The 20700-nt window shown below is 65.4% G+C and carries 16 protein-coding genes; 6 read left to right on the plus strand and 10 right to left on the minus strand.

Going from position 1 to position 20700, the window contains the following annotated elements:
- Positions 1 to 2: 2 nt before the first annotated feature.
- From ACETK3_RS08995 to ACETK3_RS09010, 4 genes are all read right to left on the minus strand, one after another.
- Positions 3 to 383: a GntR family transcriptional regulator gene (locus ACETK3_RS08995; RefSeq protein WP_306970145.1), complete on the minus strand. Its 381-nt coding sequence runs from the start codon at positions 381 to 383 to the stop codon at positions 3 to 5.
- On the minus strand, positions 380 to 2221 hold the full coding sequence (locus ACETK3_RS09000; RefSeq protein ID WP_373992764.1) for an ABC transporter ATP-binding protein: 1842 nt from the start codon (positions 2219 to 2221) through the stop codon (positions 380 to 382). Before ACETK3_RS09000 ends, ACETK3_RS08995 begins: the two co-directional genes overlap by 4 nt.
- The gene (locus ACETK3_RS09005; protein ID WP_373992765.1) at positions 2218 to 3957 is read right to left on the minus strand and encodes an ABC transporter ATP-binding protein; all 1740 of its coding nucleotides are present in this window, start codon (positions 3955 to 3957) and stop codon (positions 2218 to 2220) included. Before ACETK3_RS09005 ends, ACETK3_RS09000 begins: the two co-directional genes overlap by 4 nt.
- A gap of 136 nt (positions 3958 to 4093) precedes the next feature.
- Positions 4094 to 4879, minus strand: coding sequence for a trans-aconitate 2-methyltransferase (locus ACETK3_RS09010; RefSeq protein ID WP_306970149.1), 786 nt, complete (start codon positions 4877 to 4879; stop codon positions 4094 to 4096).
- Positions 4880 to 4974: 95 nt separating this feature from the next.
- Here ACETK3_RS09010 and ACETK3_RS09015 point away from each other — a divergent pair, with 95 nt between their 5' ends.
- From ACETK3_RS09015 to ACETK3_RS09025, 3 genes are all read left to right on the plus strand, one after another.
- On the plus strand, positions 4975 to 7518 hold the full coding sequence (locus ACETK3_RS09015) for a DEAD/DEAH box helicase (protein ID WP_373992766.1): 2544 nt from the start codon (positions 4975 to 4977) through the stop codon (positions 7516 to 7518).
- A 76-nt stretch (positions 7519 to 7594) separates the two neighbouring features.
- Positions 7595 to 8101: a GNAT family N-acetyltransferase gene (locus ACETK3_RS09020; RefSeq protein WP_237430398.1), complete on the plus strand. Its 507-nt coding sequence runs from the start codon at positions 7595 to 7597 to the stop codon at positions 8099 to 8101.
- 64 nt (positions 8102 to 8165) lie between these two features.
- Entirely contained in the window at positions 8166 to 9431 is a 1266-nt protein-coding gene (locus ACETK3_RS09025; RefSeq protein ID WP_306970272.1) for an alpha/beta fold hydrolase, read from the plus strand.
- On the opposite strand, the gene ACETK3_RS09030 is transcribed toward ACETK3_RS09025, so the two are convergent.
- Positions 9417 to 10820: an MFS transporter gene (locus ACETK3_RS09030; RefSeq protein ID WP_306970152.1), complete on the minus strand. Its 1404-nt coding sequence runs from the start codon at positions 10818 to 10820 to the stop codon at positions 9417 to 9419. The genes ACETK3_RS09025 and ACETK3_RS09030 overlap by 15 nt on opposite strands.
- A 131-nt stretch (positions 10821 to 10951) precedes the next feature.
- A complete protein-coding gene (locus ACETK3_RS09035) occupies positions 10952 to 11980 on the minus strand; it encodes a TerC family protein (protein ID WP_306970154.1) in 1029 nt (342 codons plus the stop codon).
- A gap of 336 nt (positions 11981 to 12316) precedes the next feature.
- Here ACETK3_RS09035 and ACETK3_RS09040 point away from each other — a divergent pair, with 336 nt between their 5' ends.
- Positions 12317 to 13639, plus strand: coding sequence for an ABC transporter substrate-binding protein (locus ACETK3_RS09040; protein WP_373992767.1), 1323 nt, complete (start codon positions 12317 to 12319; stop codon positions 13637 to 13639).
- Between the two features lie 108 nt (positions 13640 to 13747).
- Here ACETK3_RS09040 and uvrB read toward each other — a convergent pair whose 3' ends face one another.
- The 3 genes from uvrB to ACETK3_RS09055 all read right to left on the minus strand — a co-directional run bounded on the left by uvrB (position 13748) and on the right by ACETK3_RS09055 (position 17622).
- The gene (gene uvrB, locus ACETK3_RS09045) at positions 13748 to 15871 is read right to left on the minus strand and encodes an excinuclease ABC subunit UvrB (protein ID WP_373992768.1); all 2124 of its coding nucleotides are present in this window, start codon (positions 15869 to 15871) and stop codon (positions 13748 to 13750) included.
- Positions 15872 to 15951: 80 nt separating this feature from the next.
- Positions 15952 to 17166, minus strand: a complete 1215-nt coding sequence (gene coaE / locus ACETK3_RS09050) for a dephospho-CoA kinase (protein WP_306970158.1) — start codon at positions 17164 to 17166, stop codon at positions 15952 to 15954.
- 48 nt (positions 17167 to 17214) lie between these two features.
- The gene (locus ACETK3_RS09055; RefSeq protein ID WP_373992769.1) at positions 17215 to 17622 is read right to left on the minus strand and encodes a hypothetical protein; all 408 of its coding nucleotides are present in this window, start codon (positions 17620 to 17622) and stop codon (positions 17215 to 17217) included.
- A 146-nt stretch (positions 17623 to 17768) separates the two neighbouring features.
- Here ACETK3_RS09055 and ACETK3_RS09060 point away from each other — a divergent pair, with 146 nt between their 5' ends.
- Together ACETK3_RS09060 and ACETK3_RS09065 are read left to right on the plus strand one after the other, a co-directional pair.
- Entirely contained in the window at positions 17769 to 18479 is a 711-nt protein-coding gene (locus tag ACETK3_RS09060; RefSeq protein WP_306970273.1) for a YigZ family protein, read from the plus strand.
- Positions 18472 to 18960: a GNAT family N-acetyltransferase gene (locus ACETK3_RS09065; RefSeq protein ID WP_373992770.1), complete on the plus strand. Its 489-nt coding sequence runs from the start codon at positions 18472 to 18474 to the stop codon at positions 18958 to 18960. The genes ACETK3_RS09060 and ACETK3_RS09065 overlap by 8 nt, the downstream gene beginning before the upstream one ends.
- Before the next feature lie 143 nt (positions 18961 to 19103).
- Here the strand turns inward: ACETK3_RS09065 and rpsA are convergent, their stop codons facing one another.
- A complete protein-coding gene (rpsA, locus tag ACETK3_RS09070) occupies positions 19104 to 20579 on the minus strand; it encodes a 30S ribosomal protein S1 (RefSeq protein WP_236802578.1) in 1476 nt (491 codons plus the stop codon).
- Between the last annotated feature and the right edge of the window lie 121 nt (positions 20580 to 20700).

The raw sequence follows: 20700 nt of genomic DNA on the forward strand, positions 1-20700 counted from the left end.
CCTCAGGGAACATCGTAGGCGGCGGCCAGCAGCTTCACCGCTTCGGCGAAGCTGGCGCCCTGGGATTTTGCGACGGTGGCATATGCGGCCGCGGCGTCGGAGAGGTCTCCCAGCCGCTCATCGCGCGCACAAACCACGGTCCCGTTGCGTCCCCGGGTGGCAACGACGCCGGCCGCCTCCAGCTCCTTGTAGGCCCTGGCCACGGTGTGCGGGGCGACGTCGAGTTGTTCCGCGAGGGCCCGTACCGCGGGGAGCCTGGTGCCGGGCGCCAGTGCACCACTGTCCGCCAGATGGATGACCTGCAGCCGAAGCTGCTCGAAGAGCGCCACGCTGCTGGCCTGGTTGGGCCGCCAGGACCCCGGGAAGTCGGGAGCGGCCTTCACAGGCCGCCCTCCAGGACGCCGGCCTTGCCGTCCCGTTCTGCAAACTGGGCGTTGTACAGCCTGGCATAATAGCTGTTCGCTGCAAGGAGGCTTCCATGCGTGCCTTGCTCGACGATGCGTCCGTGGTCCATGACGAGAATTAGATCAGCGTTACGGATGGTGGACAAACGGTGGGCGATCACGAAACTTGTCCGCCCGCGGCGCAGCCGCTGCATCGCCTGTCGGATAAGCAGCTCAGTCCTGGAGTCCACCGAACTGGTTGCTTCATCCAGGACAAGTACGGAGCGCCCGGCGAGCTGGGCCCTGGCGATCGTGAGAAGCTGCCGCTGGCCCTGGCTGAGCGGCTCCCCGCCGTTTTCCAAAACAGTGTCGTAGCCGTGCGGCAGGGACCTGATGAAGTGGTCGGCATGGGTGGCCTCTGCGGCGGCGACAATGGCGGCTTCCGGAGCGTCGGGCCGGCCGTAGGCGATGTTGTCGCGGATGGTGCCCCCGAAAAGCCAGGAATCCTGCAGCACCACGGCAAACCGGGCACGAAGGTGGTCACGGGGGATGTCCGCGATGTCCGTTCCGCCCATGGTGATCCAGCCGGATGTGGGCTCCAGGAACCGCATCAGCAGGTTCACCACAGTGCTCTTGCCCGCGCCTGTATGCCCCACGATTGCCACCGACTGCCCCGGTTCCGCGGTGAAGGTGAGGTTACGGACCGCGGGGACGGATCCGGGGTACCCGAACGTGACGTCCTGGAAAGCGATGGGGCCCGCGGCCAGGGCGCCGGGCACGAGCCCGTCCCGTGCAGGAGGGTCCTGCTCGTGCAGGTCAGGCTCCGGCAGATCCTCATGTGCGTCCAGGAGCACGAATACCCTGCCCGCGGATGCCGCACAGGACTGCATGACGTTGAGGAGCCCCCCGATCTGGCCCACCGGCTGGGTGAACAAGCGGCTGAACTGGACGAAGGCCTGGACGCCCCCGATGGTCATGGCTCCCGCGATGACCTGCAGGGCTCCCACCACCGCAACTGCTATGTAGTTGAGGTTGGACATCAGCACCATCAACGGCTGGACCACGCCCGCCGAGTACTGCGCTTTGGCAGCCGCCCGTGCCAGGCGGCCGTTGCTCCGGCTGAAGACCTGCACCGCGTGTCCCTGCCGGCCGAAAGCCTTGATGACCTCGTGCCCGCTGATGAATTCCTCCACGTGGGCGTTAAGTTCGCCGGTCTCCTTCCATTGCGTGGCGAAGTGCTCCTGCGACCGCCTGGCCACCAGGAACGTAATCCAGGTGGAAATGGGAACGGTGGCAACGGCAATGGCTGCAAGCAGCGGCGAGATCCACAGCATCATGGCCAGCGAACCGAACAGCATCAGCACCGACACGATCAGCTGGGTCAGGACCTGGTTGAGGGCCTGCGCAATGTTGTCGATGTCGTTGGTGGCCCTGCTCAGGACGTCACCCCGGGAGCGTTCGCGGAAGTAGGTGGAGGGAAGGCGGTGGAGTTTGTCCTCGACCGAGGCACGCAGGCCGTACATGAGCCCTTGCACGGCGTGGGCTGTCAGTGCGCCCTGCACCCAGTTGAACAGGGAGGCGAAAACGTACATCATGGCCACGGCCGCCAGCAGGATTCCCAGGCCCTGGTCCAGGGAGCCTTCGAAGATGCCCTCCACCACCATGTCGGTGGCATCACCCAGGTACTTTGGGGCGGCAACGTTGAGGCCCGCGAACGCGCAGGTAGCCGCGACGGCTGCCAGCATCCGCAGCCGGAAGGGGCGCAGGAGGCCAAGGAGCCTGCCGGCAATCGGCCAGAACCCCTGCCCCGCTTCCCCGGCTTCCTCCCCGGCAGTCACAGCATGCCGTCCAACGCGAGCTGCGACTCGGCAATTTCCCGGTAGGTGGCTGAGGTTTCCAGCAGCTCCTGGTGCGTCCCCTGCGCAACGAGCCCGCCGTCGTCGAGCACCAAAACGAGGTCCGCGTCCTCCACGGCGGAAATGCGCTCGGCAACCAGGATGGTCGTTGCCGCGGCGAGCTGCTGGTCCAGGGCCTTCCGCAGCCGGGTGTCCGTGTCGTAGTCCAGGGCCGAAAAGCTGTCATCGAAGAGGTAAAGGGGCGCTTTGCGCAACAGGGCCCTGGCAATGCACAGCCTTTGCCGCTGCCCGCCCGACAGGCTGGCGCCGCCCTGGCCGACAGGGGTGGCGAGCCCCAGCGGGAGGTCACGCATAAAGCGCATGGTCTGTGCCGCCTCCAAAGTGGCCCAAAGTTCCTCGTCTGTGGCGTCGGGGGCGCCCATCCTCAGGTTGTCGGCGATGGTGCCGGTGAACAGGTGGGAATGCTGGGGCACGATGGCCATGGCGGCCGGGAGCTGGTCCAGGGGCAGGTTCCGGATGTCGTGGCCGGCCAGCGTAATCCGGCCTTCCGTGGGGTCAAGGAAACGCGGAACCAGGTTCAGCAGGGTGGTCTTGCCGCTGCCGGTGGAGCCGACGATCGCGGTGGTGCTACCGGGAGCAGCGGTAAAACTGATGCCGGCCAGCACGGGGGCTTCTGCACCCGGATAGGAAAAGCCCACGTCCTGGAACGTCAGCACCGCCGGCTGGGCCGGATCAAAACGGGGGTGGTCCAGCCGCGCGTGCGGCTGCGCTTCGCTGCTGACGGACGGCTCGGTGTCGAGGACCGCTTGGATCCGTTCAGCGCAGACGGCGGCGCGGGGCGCCGTCATTAGGACGTACATGGACATCATGATGGCGAGCAGGATCTGCATGATGTAGGCGATGAACGCAGTAAGCGCGCCGAGATTCATCAGTCCTGCCTGGATGCGGTGGCCGCCGAACCAGACGACCGCGACGGAACTGATGTTGACCACCAGCATGATCATCGGCAGCATCCCGGCCACCAGGAGCGCCGACTGCAGGTTGTTGGCCGTCAGGCCCGCATTGGTCTCCGCGAACCGACGCACTTCGTGGCCCTGCCGGACAAAGGCACGGATGACATCCACACCAATGATCTGCTCGCGGAGGATGCCACCGGACCGGTCCAGCAGGTCCTGGCCTTCCCGGTAGAGCGGAATCAACCGGCGGACGATCAGGTACATGATCAGCAGGAGCAGGGGCACGATGCCGATCACCACCACTGACAGCGCCACGTCCTGCTGCACAGCAAGCACGATCCCACCGATGCCCATGGCCGGGCCGGCAAAGAGCATGGTGAAGACCAGCACGGCAAAGGCCTGGACCTGCTGGACATCGTTGGTTGCACGGGTGGTCAGGCTTTGGGTTCCAAACAGGGCCACATCCTGCGTGGACAGCGACTGGATCCTGGTGAAGACCTCCGCCCGCAGGCGGTGCCCGATCCTCATGGCCACCACCGCTCCCAGGTAACCCGCGGCGATGGCGGAGGCGGCCTGCACCACCGCGATCACGGCCATGAGCACCCCGAGCCGCGAGATCACCTCCGGGTTCCCGGCGACGATGCCGTCATCGATGATGGCCGCGTTGACCGTGGGCAGCAGCAGGTTCGCCGCCGCCTGGACCAACTGGAGGAGGACGATCGCTCCGACGTGCGCGTATTGGCCTGCAAGCTGCCGCTTCATGAGTCCGACCAGCAAAATACCCCCTGTATGTGCGTTCGGCCGAAAAGGGGGCCAGCGGCTTGACCCCTAAACCACAGACGCCATTGTAAGCCACATCACTTTTCATTTCTGTCACGGCATGTGACGGGGGTGAAAACTATCCGTCGACATCCTTGCGGCCCACTGCGAAGATCCGGCGGAACGGGAAGACGGTGCCGTGGACGCCCTGGGGGTAGGCGTCCCGCAGGGCGGCGGCATACTCGGATTCGAAGCGCTTGGCGTCATCTTCGTGAAGGGCGGCCATGACCGGCCGGAGCGCCGTGCCCCTGACCCACTCCAGCACCGGGTCCTGGCCGTGGAGCAACTGCTGGTAGCTGGTTTCCCACGCGTCAGCCGCGAAACCGGCGTCGAGCAGGACGCCCAGGTAGTCTTCGGGCTCCCCCACCGTTTCCCCGCCCCGCAGCACCCCGTCCAGCTTGGACGCCCAGTTGTCCGAGGCTGCGAGTTCCCGCATCAGGGCGTGCGAAGGGGCGTTGAAGTTCCCGGGCACCTGCATGGCAAACCAGGCGCCGGGCCGGAGGGCGTCGAGCCACTTCCGCATCAGGTCCTGGTGCCCCGGGACCCACTGCAAGGCGGCATTGCTCACCACGACGTCCGTCGCGGGGGCCGGCATCCAGTCCACAATGTCCGCCTGCTCAAATGTCAGGGAAGGAATCTTCGCGGCCAGCGGGGCGGCCTTTGCCAGCATCTCCGCGGAAGAGTCCAGGCCCACCACCTTGGCGCCCGGCCAGCGCTCGACCAGTGTTGCCGTAAGGTTCCCGGGCCCGCAGCCAAGGTCCACCACCTGCGCGGGCCCCTCCGCGTGGATCCTTGCCGTGAGGTCGAAGAACGGCCTGTTCCGGTAGTCGTCAAACTCGACGTACTTTGCGGGGTCCCATTTCATGAATATCTCCAGGTTCTGACGCACACGGGCAAGCCGTAGCCTAACCCGGCAGGTACGCCTGGTCCCTCCGCAACGTGGCACTAAGGTTGAACTCAATGAAACTCGTTGACCAGCTGACCGATCTGTCCACTCCCAACCCGGCCGCCGCCGTCGATCCCGACGCCCTTTACACGCGGTTTGTGGAGTGGACGGAAAGCCGGGGCCTGTCGCTGTACCCAGCGCAGGACGAGGCCATCATGGAGCTGGCAACTGGCGCCAACGTCATCCTGGCGACGCCCACAGGCTCGGGCAAATCGCTGGTGGCCATCGCCGCGCACTTCCAGGCCATGGCCCAGGGCCGGCGCAGCTACTACACCGCCCCCATCAAAGCCCTGGTGTCCGAGAAATTCTTCGCACTTTGCGATATTTTCGGCGCCGAGAACGTGGGCATGATCACCGGTGACTCCGGGGTGAACCAGGACGCGCCCATCATCTGCTGCACGGCGGAAATCCTGGCCAACATCGCGCTGCGGGAGGGCCCGGCGGCGGAGCTCGGTGCCGTGATCATGGACGAGTTCCACTTCTACTCCGATCCGCAGCGCGGCTGGGCCTGGCAGGTGCCCCTCCTTGAGCTTCCGCAGGCCCAGTTCCTGCTGATGTCCGCCACGCTTGGCGACGTCACCAGGTTCGAGGAGGGACTGACCGCGCTGACCGGCCGCGCCACCACCACGGTGAGCTCGGCGGAGCGTCCCATTCCGCTGCATTACTACTACCACCAGACTCCCGTCCACGAGACCCTGGAGGAACTGCTGTCCACCCGGCAGGTGCCTGTCTACGTGGTGCACTTTAGCCAGCTCGAAGCGATTGACCGCGCCCAGAACCTGATGAGCATCAACGTGTGCACCCGGGAGGAAAAGGACAAGATCGCGGAGCTGATCGCCAACTTCCGGTTCGCCGCAGGGTTTGGGAAGACGCTGAACAGGCTGGTGCGCCACGGAATCGGCGTGCACCATGCCGGCATGCTGCCAAAGTACCGCCGGCTGGTGGAGCAGCTGGCCCAGGCGGGGCTGCTGAAGGTTATTTGCGGCACGGACACGCTGGGCGTGGGCATCAACGTGCCCATCCGGACGGTGCTGCTCACGGCCCTGAGCAAGTACGACGGCGTCCGCACCCGGCTGCTTAATTCGCGTGAGTTCCACCAGATTGCGGGCCGGGCAGGCCGGGCGGGTTATGACACCGCCGGGACGGTGGTGGTGCAGGCTCCCGAGCACGTGATCGAGAACGTGAAGGCGATGGCCAAGGCCACGGCCAAGTTCGGAGACGACCAAAAGAAGCTGCGCCAGGTGGTGAAAAAGAAACCGCCCGAGGGGTTCGTCTCCTGGGGCGAGCCGACGTTCAAGCGGCTCGTGGAGTCTGTGCCGGATCCGTTGACGTCGAGTTTCACGGTGACGCACGCCATGCTGATGAACCTGATGGAAAGGCCCGGGGATCCGTTCGCGGCGGCCAGGCGGCTGTTGACCGAGAACCATGAGCCACGCCCCTCGCAGCTGCGGCTGATGAAGAAGGCGCTGGGGATCTACCGGGAACTGCTGGCCGCCGAGGTGATCGAGCGGATTCCGCCGGAGGAACAGGGCCCCGATGGCCGCACTGTCCGGCTGACCGTGCACCTGCAGCCAAACTTCGCCCTGAACCAGCCGCTCTCCCCCTTCGCGCTTGCTGCGCTGGACCTCCTTGACCCGGAGTCGCCGTCGTACGCCCTGGATGTGGTGTCCGTGATCGAGGCGACCCTGGAGAAGCCCCGCCAGATTCTCTCCGCGCAGCAGAAGAAGGCCCGCGGCGAAGCGGTGGCCGCCATGAAGGCCGACGGCATCGACTACGACCAGCGGATGGCCATGCTGGATGAGGTGACCTATCCCCAGCCGCTTGCGGAGATCCTGGGTGAAGCGTTCGAGGTGTACCGGAAGGCCGCGCCATGGGTGGGAGACTTTGAGCTCGCGCCCAAGTCGATAGTCCGCGACATGTACGAACGGGCCATGAACTTCGGCGAATTCGTCCAGTTCTACGGCCTGGCCCGGTCCGAAGGGATTGTGCTGCGGTACCTCGCCGACGCCTTCAAGGCGCTGCGCCAGACCGTCCCGCAGGACATGCTCCGGGAGGACCTTGAAGACCTCGTCGCGTGGCTGGGCGAGCTGGTGCGGCAGGTGGACTCCAGCCTCCTGGATGAGTGGGAGGAGCTGGCTTCCGGCGCGGCCCCTACGCCGCACGACGCACCGCCGCCCCCGCCGCCGTCGCTCACGTCCAACATCCGCGCGTTCCGGGTGATGGTGCGCAACGAGATGTTCCGCCGCGTGGAGTTGTTCGCCGATGAGGATTCCGCGGCTTTGGGAGAGCTCGACGGCGGCTCCGGCTGGGGTGTCGAACGCTGGGAGGACGCGCTGGACGACTACTTCGACGAACACGACGACATCGGGACGGGTCCCGATGCGCGCGGCCCCGCCCTGCTGATGATCACCGAGGAACCGGGGACCTGGAAGGTCCGCCAGATCTTCGACGATCCGGCGGGCAACCACGACTGGGGGATCTCGGCGGAGGTGGACCTGGCAGAGTCGGATGCGACCGGAACGGCCATGGTCAGGATCACGGAGGTAAACCGCCTCTGACACCGGCCGCCTGCGTTCCCGGGCGCTCTCCAGCGACCTGCCGGGGCCGTGCCGGTGCCGGCGGTAAGCTCGAACCATGAGTGTAATCCGCCCCGCAACCCGGCACGACGTCCCCGCCATCCTCCGGATGATCCATGAACTGGCGCATTACGAGAAGGAACCCGACGCCGTCCGGAACACCCCGGAACTGCTGGAGCAGGCGCTCTTTGGCGACAACCCCCGCGTCTTCGCCGCCATGGCCGAAGATGATGCAGGCGACGTGCAGGGCTTCGCACTGTGGTTCCTGAACTACTCCACCTGGGAGGGCGTGCACGGGATCTACCTGGAGGACCTCTACGTCAGCCCGGAAGCCCGCGGCGACGGGCACGGCAAAGCGCTGCTGCAGCACCTTGCCGCAATCGCCGTCGAGAACGGTTACGCACGGGTGGAATGGAGCGTCCTGGACTGGAACGAACCCTCCATCAATTTCTACCGCCGCCTCGGTGCCCGCCCCATGGACGGCTGGTCCACCTTCCGGCTTACCGGCGAGGCGCTGGACCTGTTTGGCCGGGCAGCTTCCCTTCCGGCTCCCGCCCGTGGTTAACGTGCAGCGCGTCCCGGCCGCGGCGGTCCGGCACGAGGTAAGGGCAAGGCACGAATTCCGCGGCATGCGCACCGTGGAGCACTACTTCACCGTCCCGCTGGACTATTCGGAACCCTCCGGCGAGACCATCACCGTTTTCGCCCGCGAGTACGTCTCCGCGGCACACAGTGAGGAGGCGGCCAGCGGGCTGCCGTGGCTCCTGTTCCTGCAGGGCGGCCCCGGCGGACGCGGGAACAGATGGGCTTCCCTGGGCGGCTGGAGCAAAGCGGCCGCGCAGGACTTCCGGATCCTGATGCTGGACCAGCGCGGCACCGGGCTCTCCTCTCCCCTCGACCGCACCACCCTGCCTGGCCGCGGCTCCGCAGCCGCGCAGGCCGCCTACCTGGAGCATTTCAGGGCAGACTCGATCGTGGCGGACGCGGAGCTGATCCGCACGGCCCTTGGCTCCGAACCCTGGACCATCTACGGCCAAAGCTACGGCGGCTTTTGTGCCCTGACGTACCTGTCCTTCGCGCCGGAGGGACTGCGCGAAGTCCTCATCACCGGCGGCCTTGCACCGCTCACCGGCAGCGCGGACGACGTGTACCGGGCCACGTACCAGCGCGTGGCGGCGCGGAACGAGGAATACTTCAGCTGGTATCCGGAGGACCGGAAGAGGGTGGAACGGATCGCCCGCCACCTGCGCTCCACGACCGAGTTGATGCCCGACGGCGTGCCGCTGACCGTGGAACGGTTCCAGATGGCGGGGGCATTCCTGGGCGGCAACACCCGGGTGGACAGCCTGCACTACCTGCTGGAGGACGCCTTCGTGGAGACCGCCGGCGGGCCAAGGCTTTCGGACACGTTCCTGGACCAGCTCCAGGGCGTCGTGTCCCGCCGTTCCAACCCGATGTACGCCCTGATGCACGAATCCATCTATGGCCAGGGGCAGGCCACGAATTGGTCCGCCTGGCGGATGCTGGCCGAGAACCCGTGGTTCAGGCCGGACGCCGAGCCGCTGCTGCTGACTGGCGAGATGGTGTACCCGTGGTATTTCGAGCAGGACCCGGCCCTCCAGCCCCTGCGCGAGGTCGCGGAACTGCTGGCTTGCAGGCAGGACTGGCAGCCGCTTTACGACCTGAGCGTGCTTGCCGCCAACACTGTTCCCGTTGCGGCTGCGGTGTACTCCGACGACATCTACGTGGACCGGGACCTCTCCCTGCGCACTGCGGCAGCAGTGCAGGGCCTGCAGGTCTGGGAGACGACCGATTTCCATCATGACGGGATCGCCGACGACGGCGAAAGGATCTTCGCCCGCCTGCTGGGAATGGCGCGGTCAGGCGGCCGCTGACCGGCGGTGCGACGTCCGGGTGACGACGGCGGCGGCCAGGACTGCCGCGCCAATGGTTCCGCCCAGCAGGTTCAGACCCAAGTAACCGGCGTAGCCCAGGACCAGTCCCGACAACGCGCCGCCCAAAGCTCCCGCAGCGCCCATCAGCATGTCGGAGACGCCCTGCACCGCTACCCTGGCATCCCGCCCGACACTGTCCGCCAGCAGCGTGGACCCCGAGATGGTGGCCGCCGACCACCCCACGCCCAACAGGACGAGCCCGGCAGCCACGGCGGCAGTTGAGGACTGCCCGAATCCTGCAATCGCGACTGCTGCGACCAGCACCGAGAAACCGATCATGATGGTCTCGATCCGGCCTGCCCGGTCCGTCAGCCAGCCCATCACCGGGGAGAGCGCGAACATCCCGGCAATATGCAGTGAAATGGTGAAGCCGATGATGACCAGCACATCACCTTCGGCATGCCCTGCATGCGGACCGGGACCCTCCACCAAGTGCTGAAGGTGCAGCGGCGTCATGGACATCACGCCCACCATCACGGCATGGGCGGCGACGATTCCGGTCACGGCCAGCAGCGCCGTCCGGGAACTCCGGATGGCCTGCAGTCCGCGGCCAAGGGAGCCTGCGACGGTCTGCGGCGCGGCGTGGACATCCTGCCCGGGGACACCAGGCCCGGGAGCGCCCGAGTGCGGCGCATGAACCGCCGGAGCCGGCGGTTCATGGCCCGCGGGCTGATCCTTGTTGCTGTTGGCGGCAGCGAGTTCGCGTGCCAGCAGGAGCGGGTCCGGGCGGAGGCCGGCGAACACGAGCACGGTGGCGATCAGGAGCCCGGCCACGGAGATCACGAAAGGTCCTGCGATAGGCGGCAGGCCCAGTGCCGCTCCAACGGCCGTGCCGGGCTGGACGAGATTCGGCCCGGCAACGGCACCAACAGTCACTGCCCAGACGACGGTGGACAGTGCCCGGCCGCGGTGCCCGGCGGCAGCGAGATCGACTGCGGCGAACCTGGCCTGCAGGCTCGCCGCGGTTCCCACGCCGATCCCTGCTGCTCCCAGGACCAGCACGATGAAGGACCCGGAAATAACGGCCAGCACCATGAGCACCGCACCCGCCAGCGCGGCGGAGAGGCCGGCCACCTGGCCCACGCGGCGGCCGCGCCGTTCGGCCAGTGACGCCAGCGGCAGCGCTGCGGCGGCTGCCCCGAGCGTCATCACGGTGGCAACAGACCCGGCCCACGCACTGGACCCCGAAAGTTCGACGGCCAGGATGGAGCCGATGGACACGGTTGCTCCCGTCCCGAGTCCGCCGAACACTTGGGCCGCGCTCAAAAGCACAACGGTGCGCCGCTGCACTTGGAGCACGCCCTGATCCTTCACGGGTGTGCGGGCCATGTTTCGAGCATAGACCTGTCCCGGGGAGCCCTACAGGGGGTTTGAGCCGTTGCTGCTACCAACGTTTTAAGCGGGTAGTCCCGGCCGCCTGGGCGGCCGGGACTACCCGGATTGCTTCGTGCGGCGCAGCCCTATTCGGCGTCGCTGTGGCTCTTCCGGGCGTCTTCTTCAAGCCGGGGATCAACTTCGGCAACCTTGGCCTTGGAGCTGAGCAGGCTGGCGACCACGGCAATGACGATGGTGCCCACAATGACGGCGAGCGAGACGAAGGTGGGAATCTCCGGCGCCCACTCGATGTGCTGGCCACCGTTGATGAACGGCAGCTCGTTGACGTGCATGGCGTGCAGGACCAGCTTGACGCCAATGAACGCCAGGATGACCGACAGCGCGTGCTTGAGGTAGATCAGCCGGTTCATCAGGCCGCCGAGCAGGAAGTACAGCTGCCGCAGGCCCATCAGGGCGAAGAGGTTGGCGGTGAAGACAATGAAGGGACTCTGGGTCAGCCCGAAGATCGCCGGGATGGAGTCCACGGCGAACAGCAGGTCCGTCAGGCCGATCGTGATGAAGACGATCACCATGGGGGTGAAAACCTTCTTGCCGTTGACCACGGTCCGCAACTTGCCGCCGTCGAACTTCTCCGACATGGGGATGACCTTGCGGATTTTGGCAATCAGCGGATTCTCGCGGTCTTCTTCCTCTTCGCCTTCGTCCTGGGCCTGCTTCCAAGCCGTCCAGAGCAGGAAGGCGCCGAAGATATAGAACACCCAGCTGAACTGGTTGATGACGACGGCGCCCAGCAGGATGAAGATGCCGCGCAGGATGAGCGCGATGATGATGCCCACCATCAGCACTTCCTGCTGGTATTTCCGCGGGACGGAGAACCTGGCCATGATGATGATGAACACGAACAGGTTGTCAATGCTGAGGCTGTACTCCGTGACCCAGCCGGCAACGAACTGGCTGCCGAATTCAGGGCCGGTGAAAGCGAATATGGCGCCGGCAAAGGCCAGGGCGAGCGTGACGTAGAAGGCCACCCACAGTCCCGCCTCCTTCATGGACGGTTCGTGCGGCCGCCGCACCACCAAGAGGAGATCGATCACGAGAATCAGGCCGAGGACGGCAAATGAGCCAACCTCGAACCATACGGGCAAGTCGAGCACAGGGCAGCCTTTCGCAGGGTACACAAAATGGTGTAAGTCTCTCCGGCCTGCCTGCGCTCCCCGTGCTGCTGTGGCACTTGGTGCTGATGTGGTGGCCCGCTACGCCCGGCAGGGCAACTGTGCCCTGCGTGTTGACGATCGTAGCGCTTGGGATACTCCCCTACGTGCCTATAACTCTACCCCAGCCCGTCCGGGATGACGTCCCGGCGGACGCACCGGATAACGGTTTCCCAAAAACCATTGACCAGGCCTTATGCCGCTTGAAATAATCACGGGCAGTGAGAAAACGCTTTCTCATGTCGACCTAGTGTTCTTCCAGAAAGTCAAGGTTGGTCAATGAAGACTCCACTTCGCACCAGCATGGTGGCCAAGGCCTTTGCCACCGCCGCCACGGTAGCCCTGCTGGCTACCGGCTGCTCCTCCGCCTCCTCCAGCGACAGCGGCGGCAATGTCACCGTCCGCTTCACATGGTGGGGCAACGACCTGCGGAACAAACAGACGCAGCAGGTCATCGATGCCTTCCAGGCGTCGCATCCCAACATCAAGATCCAGGCCGAGCCGGGGGTGTGGAGCAGCTACTGGGACAAGCTTGCCACCACCACCGCCGCCAACGACTCCCCCGACGTGATCCAGATGGACCAGGCCTATATCGCAGAATACGGTGGCCGCGGGGCACTGCTGGACCTGTCAAAGCAGGGCAACATCGACACTTCCAAAATTGACCAGGACGCCCTGAAGTCCGGGCAGGTGGACGGCAAGCAGTACGGCCTTAGCACCGGCCAAAATGCCAAGGCCGTGATGATCAACACCAAGATGTTCCAGGACTACGGCGTCCCGATCCCGGATGACAAAACCTGGACCTGGGATGACTACACCAAGACCGCTGCCCAGATCGCCGCCGCTGCGGCGAAGTCCGGCCAGACCAACTACGGCAGTTCCTACTCGCTGACGGACTCTGACCTGAACACTTGGGCCATGCAGCACGGCGAGTCGCTGTACTCGGCGGACGGCGGCCTTGGCTTCAAGGAGGCCACGGCTACGTCCTTCTTCGAGAATGTGCTGAACCTGCGGAACAAGGGCGCAGCCGCTCCAGCCAACATCGCCGCGGAGGACATCAGCGCGCCGGTTGAACAAACCCTCTTCGCCACGGGCAAGACCGCCATGTCGTGGTGGTGGACCAACCAGGTCAACGCGCTCCAGTCCGCACTGAAGACTGAGGTAAAGATCCTGCGCGCACCCAGTTCCACCGGCAGCGCCAAGGACAACGGCATGTCCTACAAGCCGTCCATGTTCTGGTCTGTTTCCTCACGCAGCAAGCATCCCAAGGAAGCCGCCGAGGTGGTCAACTACCTGCTGAACAACCTGGACGCGGCCAAGACCATCCTGACGGAGCGCGGCTTCCCCACCAACTCGGAAGTCCAGACAGCGATCGACCCGCAGCTGACACCCGCGGACAAAGCCGCGGCGGCGTTCCTCAAGGACATCAAGCCGGATCTGAAAGGCGTCCCTCCCGTACCCCCCACCGGTTCTTCCGGGGTGCAGGCGCTGATCCAGCGGTACAGCAGCGATGTCCTTTTCGACCGCAGGTCACCTTCGGACGCAGCCAAGGGCCTTATGCAGGAAGCAAAGGACATGATCGACTCCGCCAGGAAGAAGTAGGCGGCCGGACCGGCCCATAGGTGAAAACGGCGGGCACCCCTGAGGGGTGCCCGCCGTTCCTGCTTAGGCAGTTGCCTGTACCCTGCCGGTTGCGGGAAGAGGTGCGGCCTAGGCGTGGCCCGCGGCCTGCATCTGGCGCAGTTCCTTCTTCAGCTCGCTGACCTCGTCGCGGATCCGGGCTGCCACCTCGAACTGCAGTTCGGCGGCCGCTCCGTGCATTTGTTCCGTCAGCTGCTCGATCAGGCCCACCAGGTCCTCGGCAGGGGCCGCCGCCAGCCCATCGGCCCGGACCGTGGCGGCACCCTTCTTGGCTGCCTTGGCACCGGGTTTGGTTGCCCCGGTGATCCCGCGCTTGCCCTTGCCGTAGTCGAAGCTGCCCAACAGCGCATCGGTGTCGGCGTCTTCCTTGGCCAGCTGGTCCGTGATGTCGGCAATCTTCTTCCGCAGCGGCTGCGGATCCACGCCGTGCTCCTTGTTATAGGCCACCTGGATGGCGCGCCGCCGGTTGGTCTCGTCGATGGCGTTGGCCATGGAGTCAGTGATGCGGTCCGCGTACATGTGCACCTCGCCGGACACGTTGCGGGCGGCACGCCCGATGGTCTGGATGAGCGACGTGGACGAGCGCAGGAAGCCTTCCTTGTCCGCATCCAGGATGCTGACCAGGGAGACCTCGGGAAGGTCGAGGCCTTCACGGAGCAGGTTGATGCCCACCAGGACGTCAAAGGACCCCATCCGCAGTTCGCGCAGCAACTCCACCCGCCGCAGGGTATCCACGTCGGAGTGGAGGTACTCCACCTTGACGCCGTGGCCCAGGAGATAGTCGGTCAGGTCCTCGGCCATGCGCTTGGTCAAGGTGGTCACCAGGACCCGTTCATTCCTCTCCACCCTCGTCTTGATTTCACCGAGCAGGTCATCGATCTGGCCCTTGGTGGGCTTGACCACCACCTCCGGATCGACAAGGCCCGTGGGCCGGATGATCTGCTGGACGAAGCCGTCGGCCTTGCCCAGCTCATACTTGCCCGGAGTAGCGGAAAGGTAGACGGTCTGGCCTACCCGTTCCAGGAATTCGTCCCACTTCAGCGGCCGGTTGTCCATGGCGGACGGCAGCCGGAAACCAAAATCCACCAGGTTCCGCTTCCGCGACATGTCGCCTTCGTACATCGCCCCGATCTGGGGAATGGTGACGTGGGACTCATCCACCACCAGCAGGAAGTCGTCCGGGAAATAGTCCAGGAGGCAATGCGGGGCAGTGCCCGGCCCGCGCCCGTCAATGTGGGACGAATAGTTCTCGATGCCGTTGCAGAAGCCCATCTGCTGCATCATTTCAAGGTCGTACGTGGTGCGCATGCGCAGGCGCTGTGCTTCCACCAACTTGTTCTGGCTTTCCAGCACCTTCAGCCGGTCTGCCAGTTCATCCTCGATCCGCTTGATGGCGCGCGCCATCCGTTCCGGCCCGGCAACATAGTGCGAGGCCGGGAACACGTACATCTCCTCTTCGTCGCGAATAACCTGGCCGGTAAGCGGGTGAAGGGTCTGGATGTTCTCGATCTCGTCGCCAAAGAACTCGATCCGGATAGCCAGTTCCTCGTACATCGGGATGATTTCCACGGTATCGCCACGCACCCGGAAGGTTCCCCGGTGGAAGTCCATGTCGTTGCGCGAGTATTGCATGGCGACGAACTTCCGCAGGAGGTCGTCCCGGTTCATCTCGGCGCCCTTGCGGAGCGTGACCATTCCGGCGATGTATTCCTCCGGCGTGCCCAGACCGTAAATGCAGGAGACGGTGGCCACCACCACCACATCGCGGCGGGTCAGCAGGGCGTTCGTGGCCGAGTGCCGGAGCCGTTCGACTTCCTCATTGATCGAGGAGTCCTTCTCGATGAAGGTGTCCGTCTGGGCCACGTAGGCTTCGGGCTGGTAGTAGTCGTAGTAGGAGACGAAGTACTCCACCGCGTTGTTGGGCAGGAGTTCGCGGAACTCGTTGGCCAGCTGCGCGGCGAGGGTCTTGTTCTGCACCATCACCAGGGTGGGGCGCTGCACCTGCTCAATGAGCCAGGCGGTGGTGGCGCTTTTACCGGTGCCCGTGGCACCGAGCAGCACCACGTCCTTTTCACCGTTGTTGATGCGCTCGGTCAGCTCCGCGATGGCTGCGGGCTGGTCCCCTGCGGGCTTGAATTCGCTGATGACTTCGAAGGGCGCTACAACACGTTTGACTTCCTGCGCAAGGCTCATGGATCTAATTTACAACCGGGCAGTGACACTGGACGTCCCCGTCCGTTACAGGCGAACACCATCCCTGCGCCGGGCCGGCGTCAGGACGGGTACGACGGCGGTTCCCACCCGGTTGCCTCAGCCCACGCCGACATCCGCGGCCAGGCAACGTCAGTGAACCAAGGTTCCTTGGCGTCGGCGTACGGCTTGGTGGTGGGCGAACCGGCGAAACGGGCTGCGAGGTCCGCCTTGTGGTCGCCGTAAAGCTTCAGCGCGGAGGGCTCGCTCCGCAGCCAGTCCCGGAACATCAGCGCGTAACGCCAGCCCGCCGAGCCGGGGGCACGGACATGCACATTCACGGCACGGCACGGGTCAGCGTTGGCGTGGAACCGCTTCAACCATGCCGACTGGTCGGGATCGCCGGGCTTCGGGGAGTCGGCCTCCACTCCACGGACGGCCGGAAAACCGGCAGCGGCCAGCATCGGGGCAAGCTTTTCAGCGGCTTCCAAATCCCGCACTGCCACCTGCAGGTCGATGACGTCCTTCGCGGCCAGGCCGGGAACGGAAGTGGAGCCGACGTGGTCCACCGCCAGGATGAGGTCCGGCGCGGCTGCAGCAATCCTCGCTGCGATCCTGCTTGCCTCCTCCGCCCACTCCGTACGGTACGGCTCCAGGACCGCTCCGCCGGGTCGCGGTGCGCGTTTCCCTTCCACGAGGTTGTGGGCGAACGGCACCAGGCGTCGGTCCCAAAGCGCGTCCACCTGGTCCAGCAGCTGCTGCACGGTCCCTGAGTTGTCCAGGACGACGTCGGCGGCGGCCAGCCGCTCTTCCCTGGTGGCCTGGGCGGCAATGCGGGAAAGTGCCGCCTCCGCGGTCATCCCCCGCAACTCCTGCATGCGGTGCAGCCGCACATCGTCGGGGGCGTCCACCACTACGACCAGGTGGAAGGCGGCGCCCTGCCCGGTCTCCACCAACAGGGGAATGTCTTGGACAACGACGGCGTCATCGGCGGCGGCAGCCGTGATGGCCGCGGCACGGGCGCGCACCAGGGGATGGACGATGGCATTCAGCGCAGCCAAGCGTTCCGGATTGCCGAACACCGCCTCGCCCAGCCGGGGCCGGTTGAGCCGCCCGTCGCCGTCGAGCATCCCTGCGCCGAACTCCGCGACGATGCGATCCAGCCCCTCGGTCCGGGGCTCAACCACCTCACGGGCCAGGGCATCCGCGTCCACCAATACGGCGCCGCGTTCCACCAGCCGTGCGGCCACCACCGATTTCCCAGAGGCGATCCCGCCCGTCAACCCAATCTTCAGCACCCTCCCACCCTACTGAACCGACACGGGCCGGAACCGTACGGCATGCTCTTATTGCACCGGCAACTGCAATCCCTGCTCCTGGGCGAACTTCATGATGTTGGGCATCATGAGCTCTGTTTGCCGCTTTGCTTCTTCTGTGGGCGTGAAGGCCAAATACTCGCTGCCTGCAAACGAAAGGGGTGTGTGTCCGGGCTCGATGACGAACGCATCCCCTGCTTCGAAAATTTCTTCGCTGCCATCGGCCAGCCGGACTCCGAACCTTCCTTTAAGTACGTAGCCCACATGGTGTGCCTGGCACTGGTCGTTCGGGGCACCTTTGAAGAAGAGCGCCTGGTCCATGTCGATGAAGTTGTTCTCCATGCTGACAGTCCAACCTGCAACCTCATGTTCATACGCGTCCACGTATCCCGGCAACACCTGATGTGACGAAGCGGTGGCCCTCGATACCTTCGGCATGGTCTTTCCCTTTCCTGCGGTGAATTGGTCCCGCCCGCCCCAGCCATCGGACACTGGCCATGCTAGTTACCGGGCGCGGCTGCCGGTTAGGGACGATCGTCCCATGGATCGCCGACCCCGCAGCCTCCCCATAGACTGAAACGGTGTTGAAACCGGGGGAACCATCAGCAGACAACGCAGACAGCCGGGCCACGTCCTACACCACACTGGCAGCTGGGCAGGATTTCCGGCACGAGCTTGAGGTCAAGCGCTCGCGATTCATCACCGTGCTCCGCCGCGCCGGCACCGAGGACGAAGCCCGCGACCTGGTGGCAGGCCTTCGCCGCGAGTTCCATGACGCCCGCCACCACTGCTCGGCGTTTGTTATTGGCCCCGACCGGACCGTCCAGCGGTCGAGCGACGACGGCGAACCTGCGGGGACCGCCGGCATCCCCATGCTCGAAGCCCTCCTGAAGAGGGAAACCGCCCCAGGGGTGACGGACCTCAGCGACGTCAGTGCCGTCGTCGTACGTTACTTTGGCGGGGTCCTGCTTGGTGCAGGAGGGCTGGTCCGGGCGTACTCTGAATCAGTCTCCGCGTCCCTGGACCTCGCACCGCTGGTCCGGCGCAGCAGGCGGCGCGTATGTTCCACCGCCGTGCCCCACGCCGCAGCGGGGCGGCTGGAGAACGACCTGCGTGCGGCCGGCATGGTCATGGCGGAAACCACCTACCAGGACCGGCATACCGTGCTCCGGGTTGCCGTACCCGACGACGCTGACGCCATCGCCGCCGCAACGGAGCGGGTCCTGCAGCTCACGGCAGGGTCCGCCACGCTTACTCCCGACGGAACGGAATGGGTGGATGAACACCATGACTGACGTGACCCTTGTGGACGTTGACCGGGCGGTGGCGGACCAACTGCTGGAGCTGGCCAAGCGTGACGCCTCCCCCGATGAGGTGGCTCCCCCGGTGGGCGGCCCCGGCTGGAACCTCGAGCGGACCGCCTGGTTCTTCAGCTACCATCACGCTGCAGCCGACGGGCTGGAGGGCCCCGCCGCGGAAAAGTCCTGGGCAGTCTATAGCGGCGGCCACATTGCCGGTTCCGTACGCCTCAAGCGCAACCCTGGCGCCGGCGTCCCGTCGGCGGAAACCGGCATCTGGCTTGGCCGCAGCTTCCGTTCCCGGGGCGTTGGCAGCGCCGCCTTGGACCTAGTGCTGGCGGAGGCCCGCCGGGCCGGACTGAAGCGCGTCACTGCCCGCACCCTCGTCGGAAACCAGGGCGCCCAAAGGCTGCTGGCGGCCGCGGGCGCGGAACTGACGCAGGATGACGGGAGGGTCCTGGCCGTCTTCGAGCTTTAGCGCCGCCAGGCGGGAACACCGGCAGCACCTTGCGGGATGACAGGCCCATTTCCGGCAGTCGTCCAGCGCCTTAAACAACAGACCCCCTGCCTTGTGGGCAGGGGGTCTGTTGCTGTCAGCCCGGGAGTCCGGGCCGGCGGCAATTAGTTGCCGGTCAGCTTCTCACGCAGGGCAGCAAGTGCCTCGTCCGAAGCCAGGGTGCCGGCACCGGAATCGGTGGCAGCAGGCTCCGAGGAGTAGCTGGTGGTGCCGGAATCGCTGTCACCGGACGTTGCAGCTGCAGCGTCGTCGGCAGCGTGCTGGGCAACCTGCTTCTTGTGTGCTTCCCAGCGGGCCTGGGCGTCAGCGTACTGCTGCTCCCAAGCTGCGCGCTGGTTCTCGTAGCCCTCGAGCCATTCGTTGGACTCGGGGTCGAAGCCCTCGGGGTACTTGTAGTTGCCCTCTTCGTCGTACTCTGCGGCCATGCCGTACAGGGCGGGATCGAATTCGGTGCTGTCGGCGTCGACGCCCTCGTTGGCCTGCTTGAGGGACAGCGAGATGCGGCGGCGTTCCAGGTCGATGTCGATGACCTTGACGAACAGTTCGTCGCCAACAGAGACAACCTGTTCGGCCAGTTCGACGTGGCGGACAGCCAGCTCGGAGATGTGGACCAGGCCTTCGATGCCGTCTTCGACGCGGACGAACGCACCGAACGGAACCAGCTTGGTGACCTTACCCGGAACAACCTGGCCCAGGGCGTGGGTGCGGGCGAAGGTCTGCCACGGATCTTCCTGCGTAGCCTTGAGCGACAGGGAGACGCGCTCGCGGTCCAGGTCGACCTCGAGGACCTCGACGGTGACTTCCTGGCCAACTTCGACAACCTCGGACGGGTGGTCGATGTGCTTCCAGGACAGCTCGGAAACGTGAACCAGGCCGTCTACGCCGCCCAGGTCCACGAAGGCACCGAAGTTGACGATGGAGGAAACGACGCCGGGACGGACCTGGCCCTTTTCCAGCTTGTTAAGGAAGGTGGAGCGGACCTCGGACTGGGTCTGCTCGAGCCATGCACGGCGGGACAGGACCACGTTGTTGCGGTTCTTGTCCAGCTCGATGATCTTGGCTTCGATCTGCTGGCCGATGTACGGAGCCAGGTCGCGCACACGGCGCATCTCGACCAGGGATGCGGGCAGGAAGCCGCGCAGGCCGATGTCGAGGATAAGACCACCCTTGACAACCTCGATGACGGTACCGGTGACGACACCGTCTTCTTCCTTGACCTTCTCGATGTCGCCCCAGGCACGCTCGTACTGAGCACGCTTCTTGGAGAGGATCAGGCGGCCTTCTTTGTCTTCCTTGGTGAGCACCAGGGCTTCGACCTGATCGCCGACGGAGACAACGTCCCCGGGATCAACGTCGTGCTTGATGGACAGCTCACGGGAGGGGATGACACCTTCGGTCTTGTAACCGATGTCGAGCAGGACTTCATCGCGGTCGACCTTGACGACGGTACCTTCGACGAGATCTCCGTCGTTGAAGTACTTGATGGTGGCGTCGACAGCTGCGAGGAAGTCCTCAGCGGTACCGATGTCGTTAATCGCGACTACGGGGGTACCGGGCTTCTCGGTGGAGGTGATGGTCATGTAGTAGGGGCTCCGTTGTGGATAGTTAGTCGGTCAGGCAAAACCGGCGCGCCCGCGTTATGGAACGCAGGCGCGATTCGCGGTGGATCCAAATGGATCCTCCGGGTCATCCTGATTTGTG

The organism is Arthrobacter sp. E44, from assembly GCF_041877125.1.
Lineage (GTDB): Bacteria > Actinomycetota > Actinomycetes > Actinomycetales > Micrococcaceae > Arthrobacter.

Bases quoted from the DNA above. Each gene is read 5' to 3' on its own strand.
- ACETK3_RS09055 (WP_373992769.1), bottom strand. From the start codon at position 17,622: ATGCCGAAGGTATCGAGGGCCACCGCTTCGTCACATCAGGTGTTGCCG.
- uvrB (WP_373992768.1), bottom strand. From the start codon at position 15,871: ATGAGCCTTGCGCAGGAAGTCAAACGTGTTGTAGCGCCCTTCGAAGTC.
- ACETK3_RS09025 (WP_306970272.1), top strand. From the start codon at position 8,166: ATGCGCACCGTGGAGCACTACTTCACCGTCCCGCTGGACTATTCGGAA.
- ACETK3_RS09030 (WP_306970152.1), bottom strand. From the start codon at position 10,820: ATGGCCCGCACACCCGTGAAGGATCAGGGCGTGCTCCAAGTGCAGCGG.
- rpsA (WP_236802578.1), bottom strand. From the start codon at position 20,579: ATGACCATCACCTCCACCGAGAAGCCCGGTACCCCCGTAGTCGCGATT.
- ACETK3_RS09015 (WP_373992766.1), top strand. From the start codon at position 4,975: ATGAAACTCGTTGACCAGCTGACCGATCTGTCCACTCCCAACCCGGCC.
- ACETK3_RS09040 (WP_373992767.1), top strand. From the start codon at position 12,317: ATGAAGACTCCACTTCGCACCAGCATGGTGGCCAAGGCCTTTGCCACC.
- ACETK3_RS09010 (WP_306970149.1), bottom strand. From the start codon at position 4,879: ATGAAATGGGACCCCGCAAAGTACGTCGAGTTTGACGACTACCGGAAC.
- ACETK3_RS09020 (WP_237430398.1), top strand. From the start codon at position 7,595: ATGAGTGTAATCCGCCCCGCAACCCGGCACGACGTCCCCGCCATCCTC.
- ACETK3_RS09065 (WP_373992770.1), top strand. From the start codon at position 18,472: ATGACTGACGTGACCCTTGTGGACGTTGACCGGGCGGTGGCGGACCAA.
- ACETK3_RS09005 (WP_373992765.1), bottom strand. From the start codon at position 3,957: ATGAAGCGGCAGCTTGCAGGCCAATACGCGCACGTCGGAGCGATCGTC.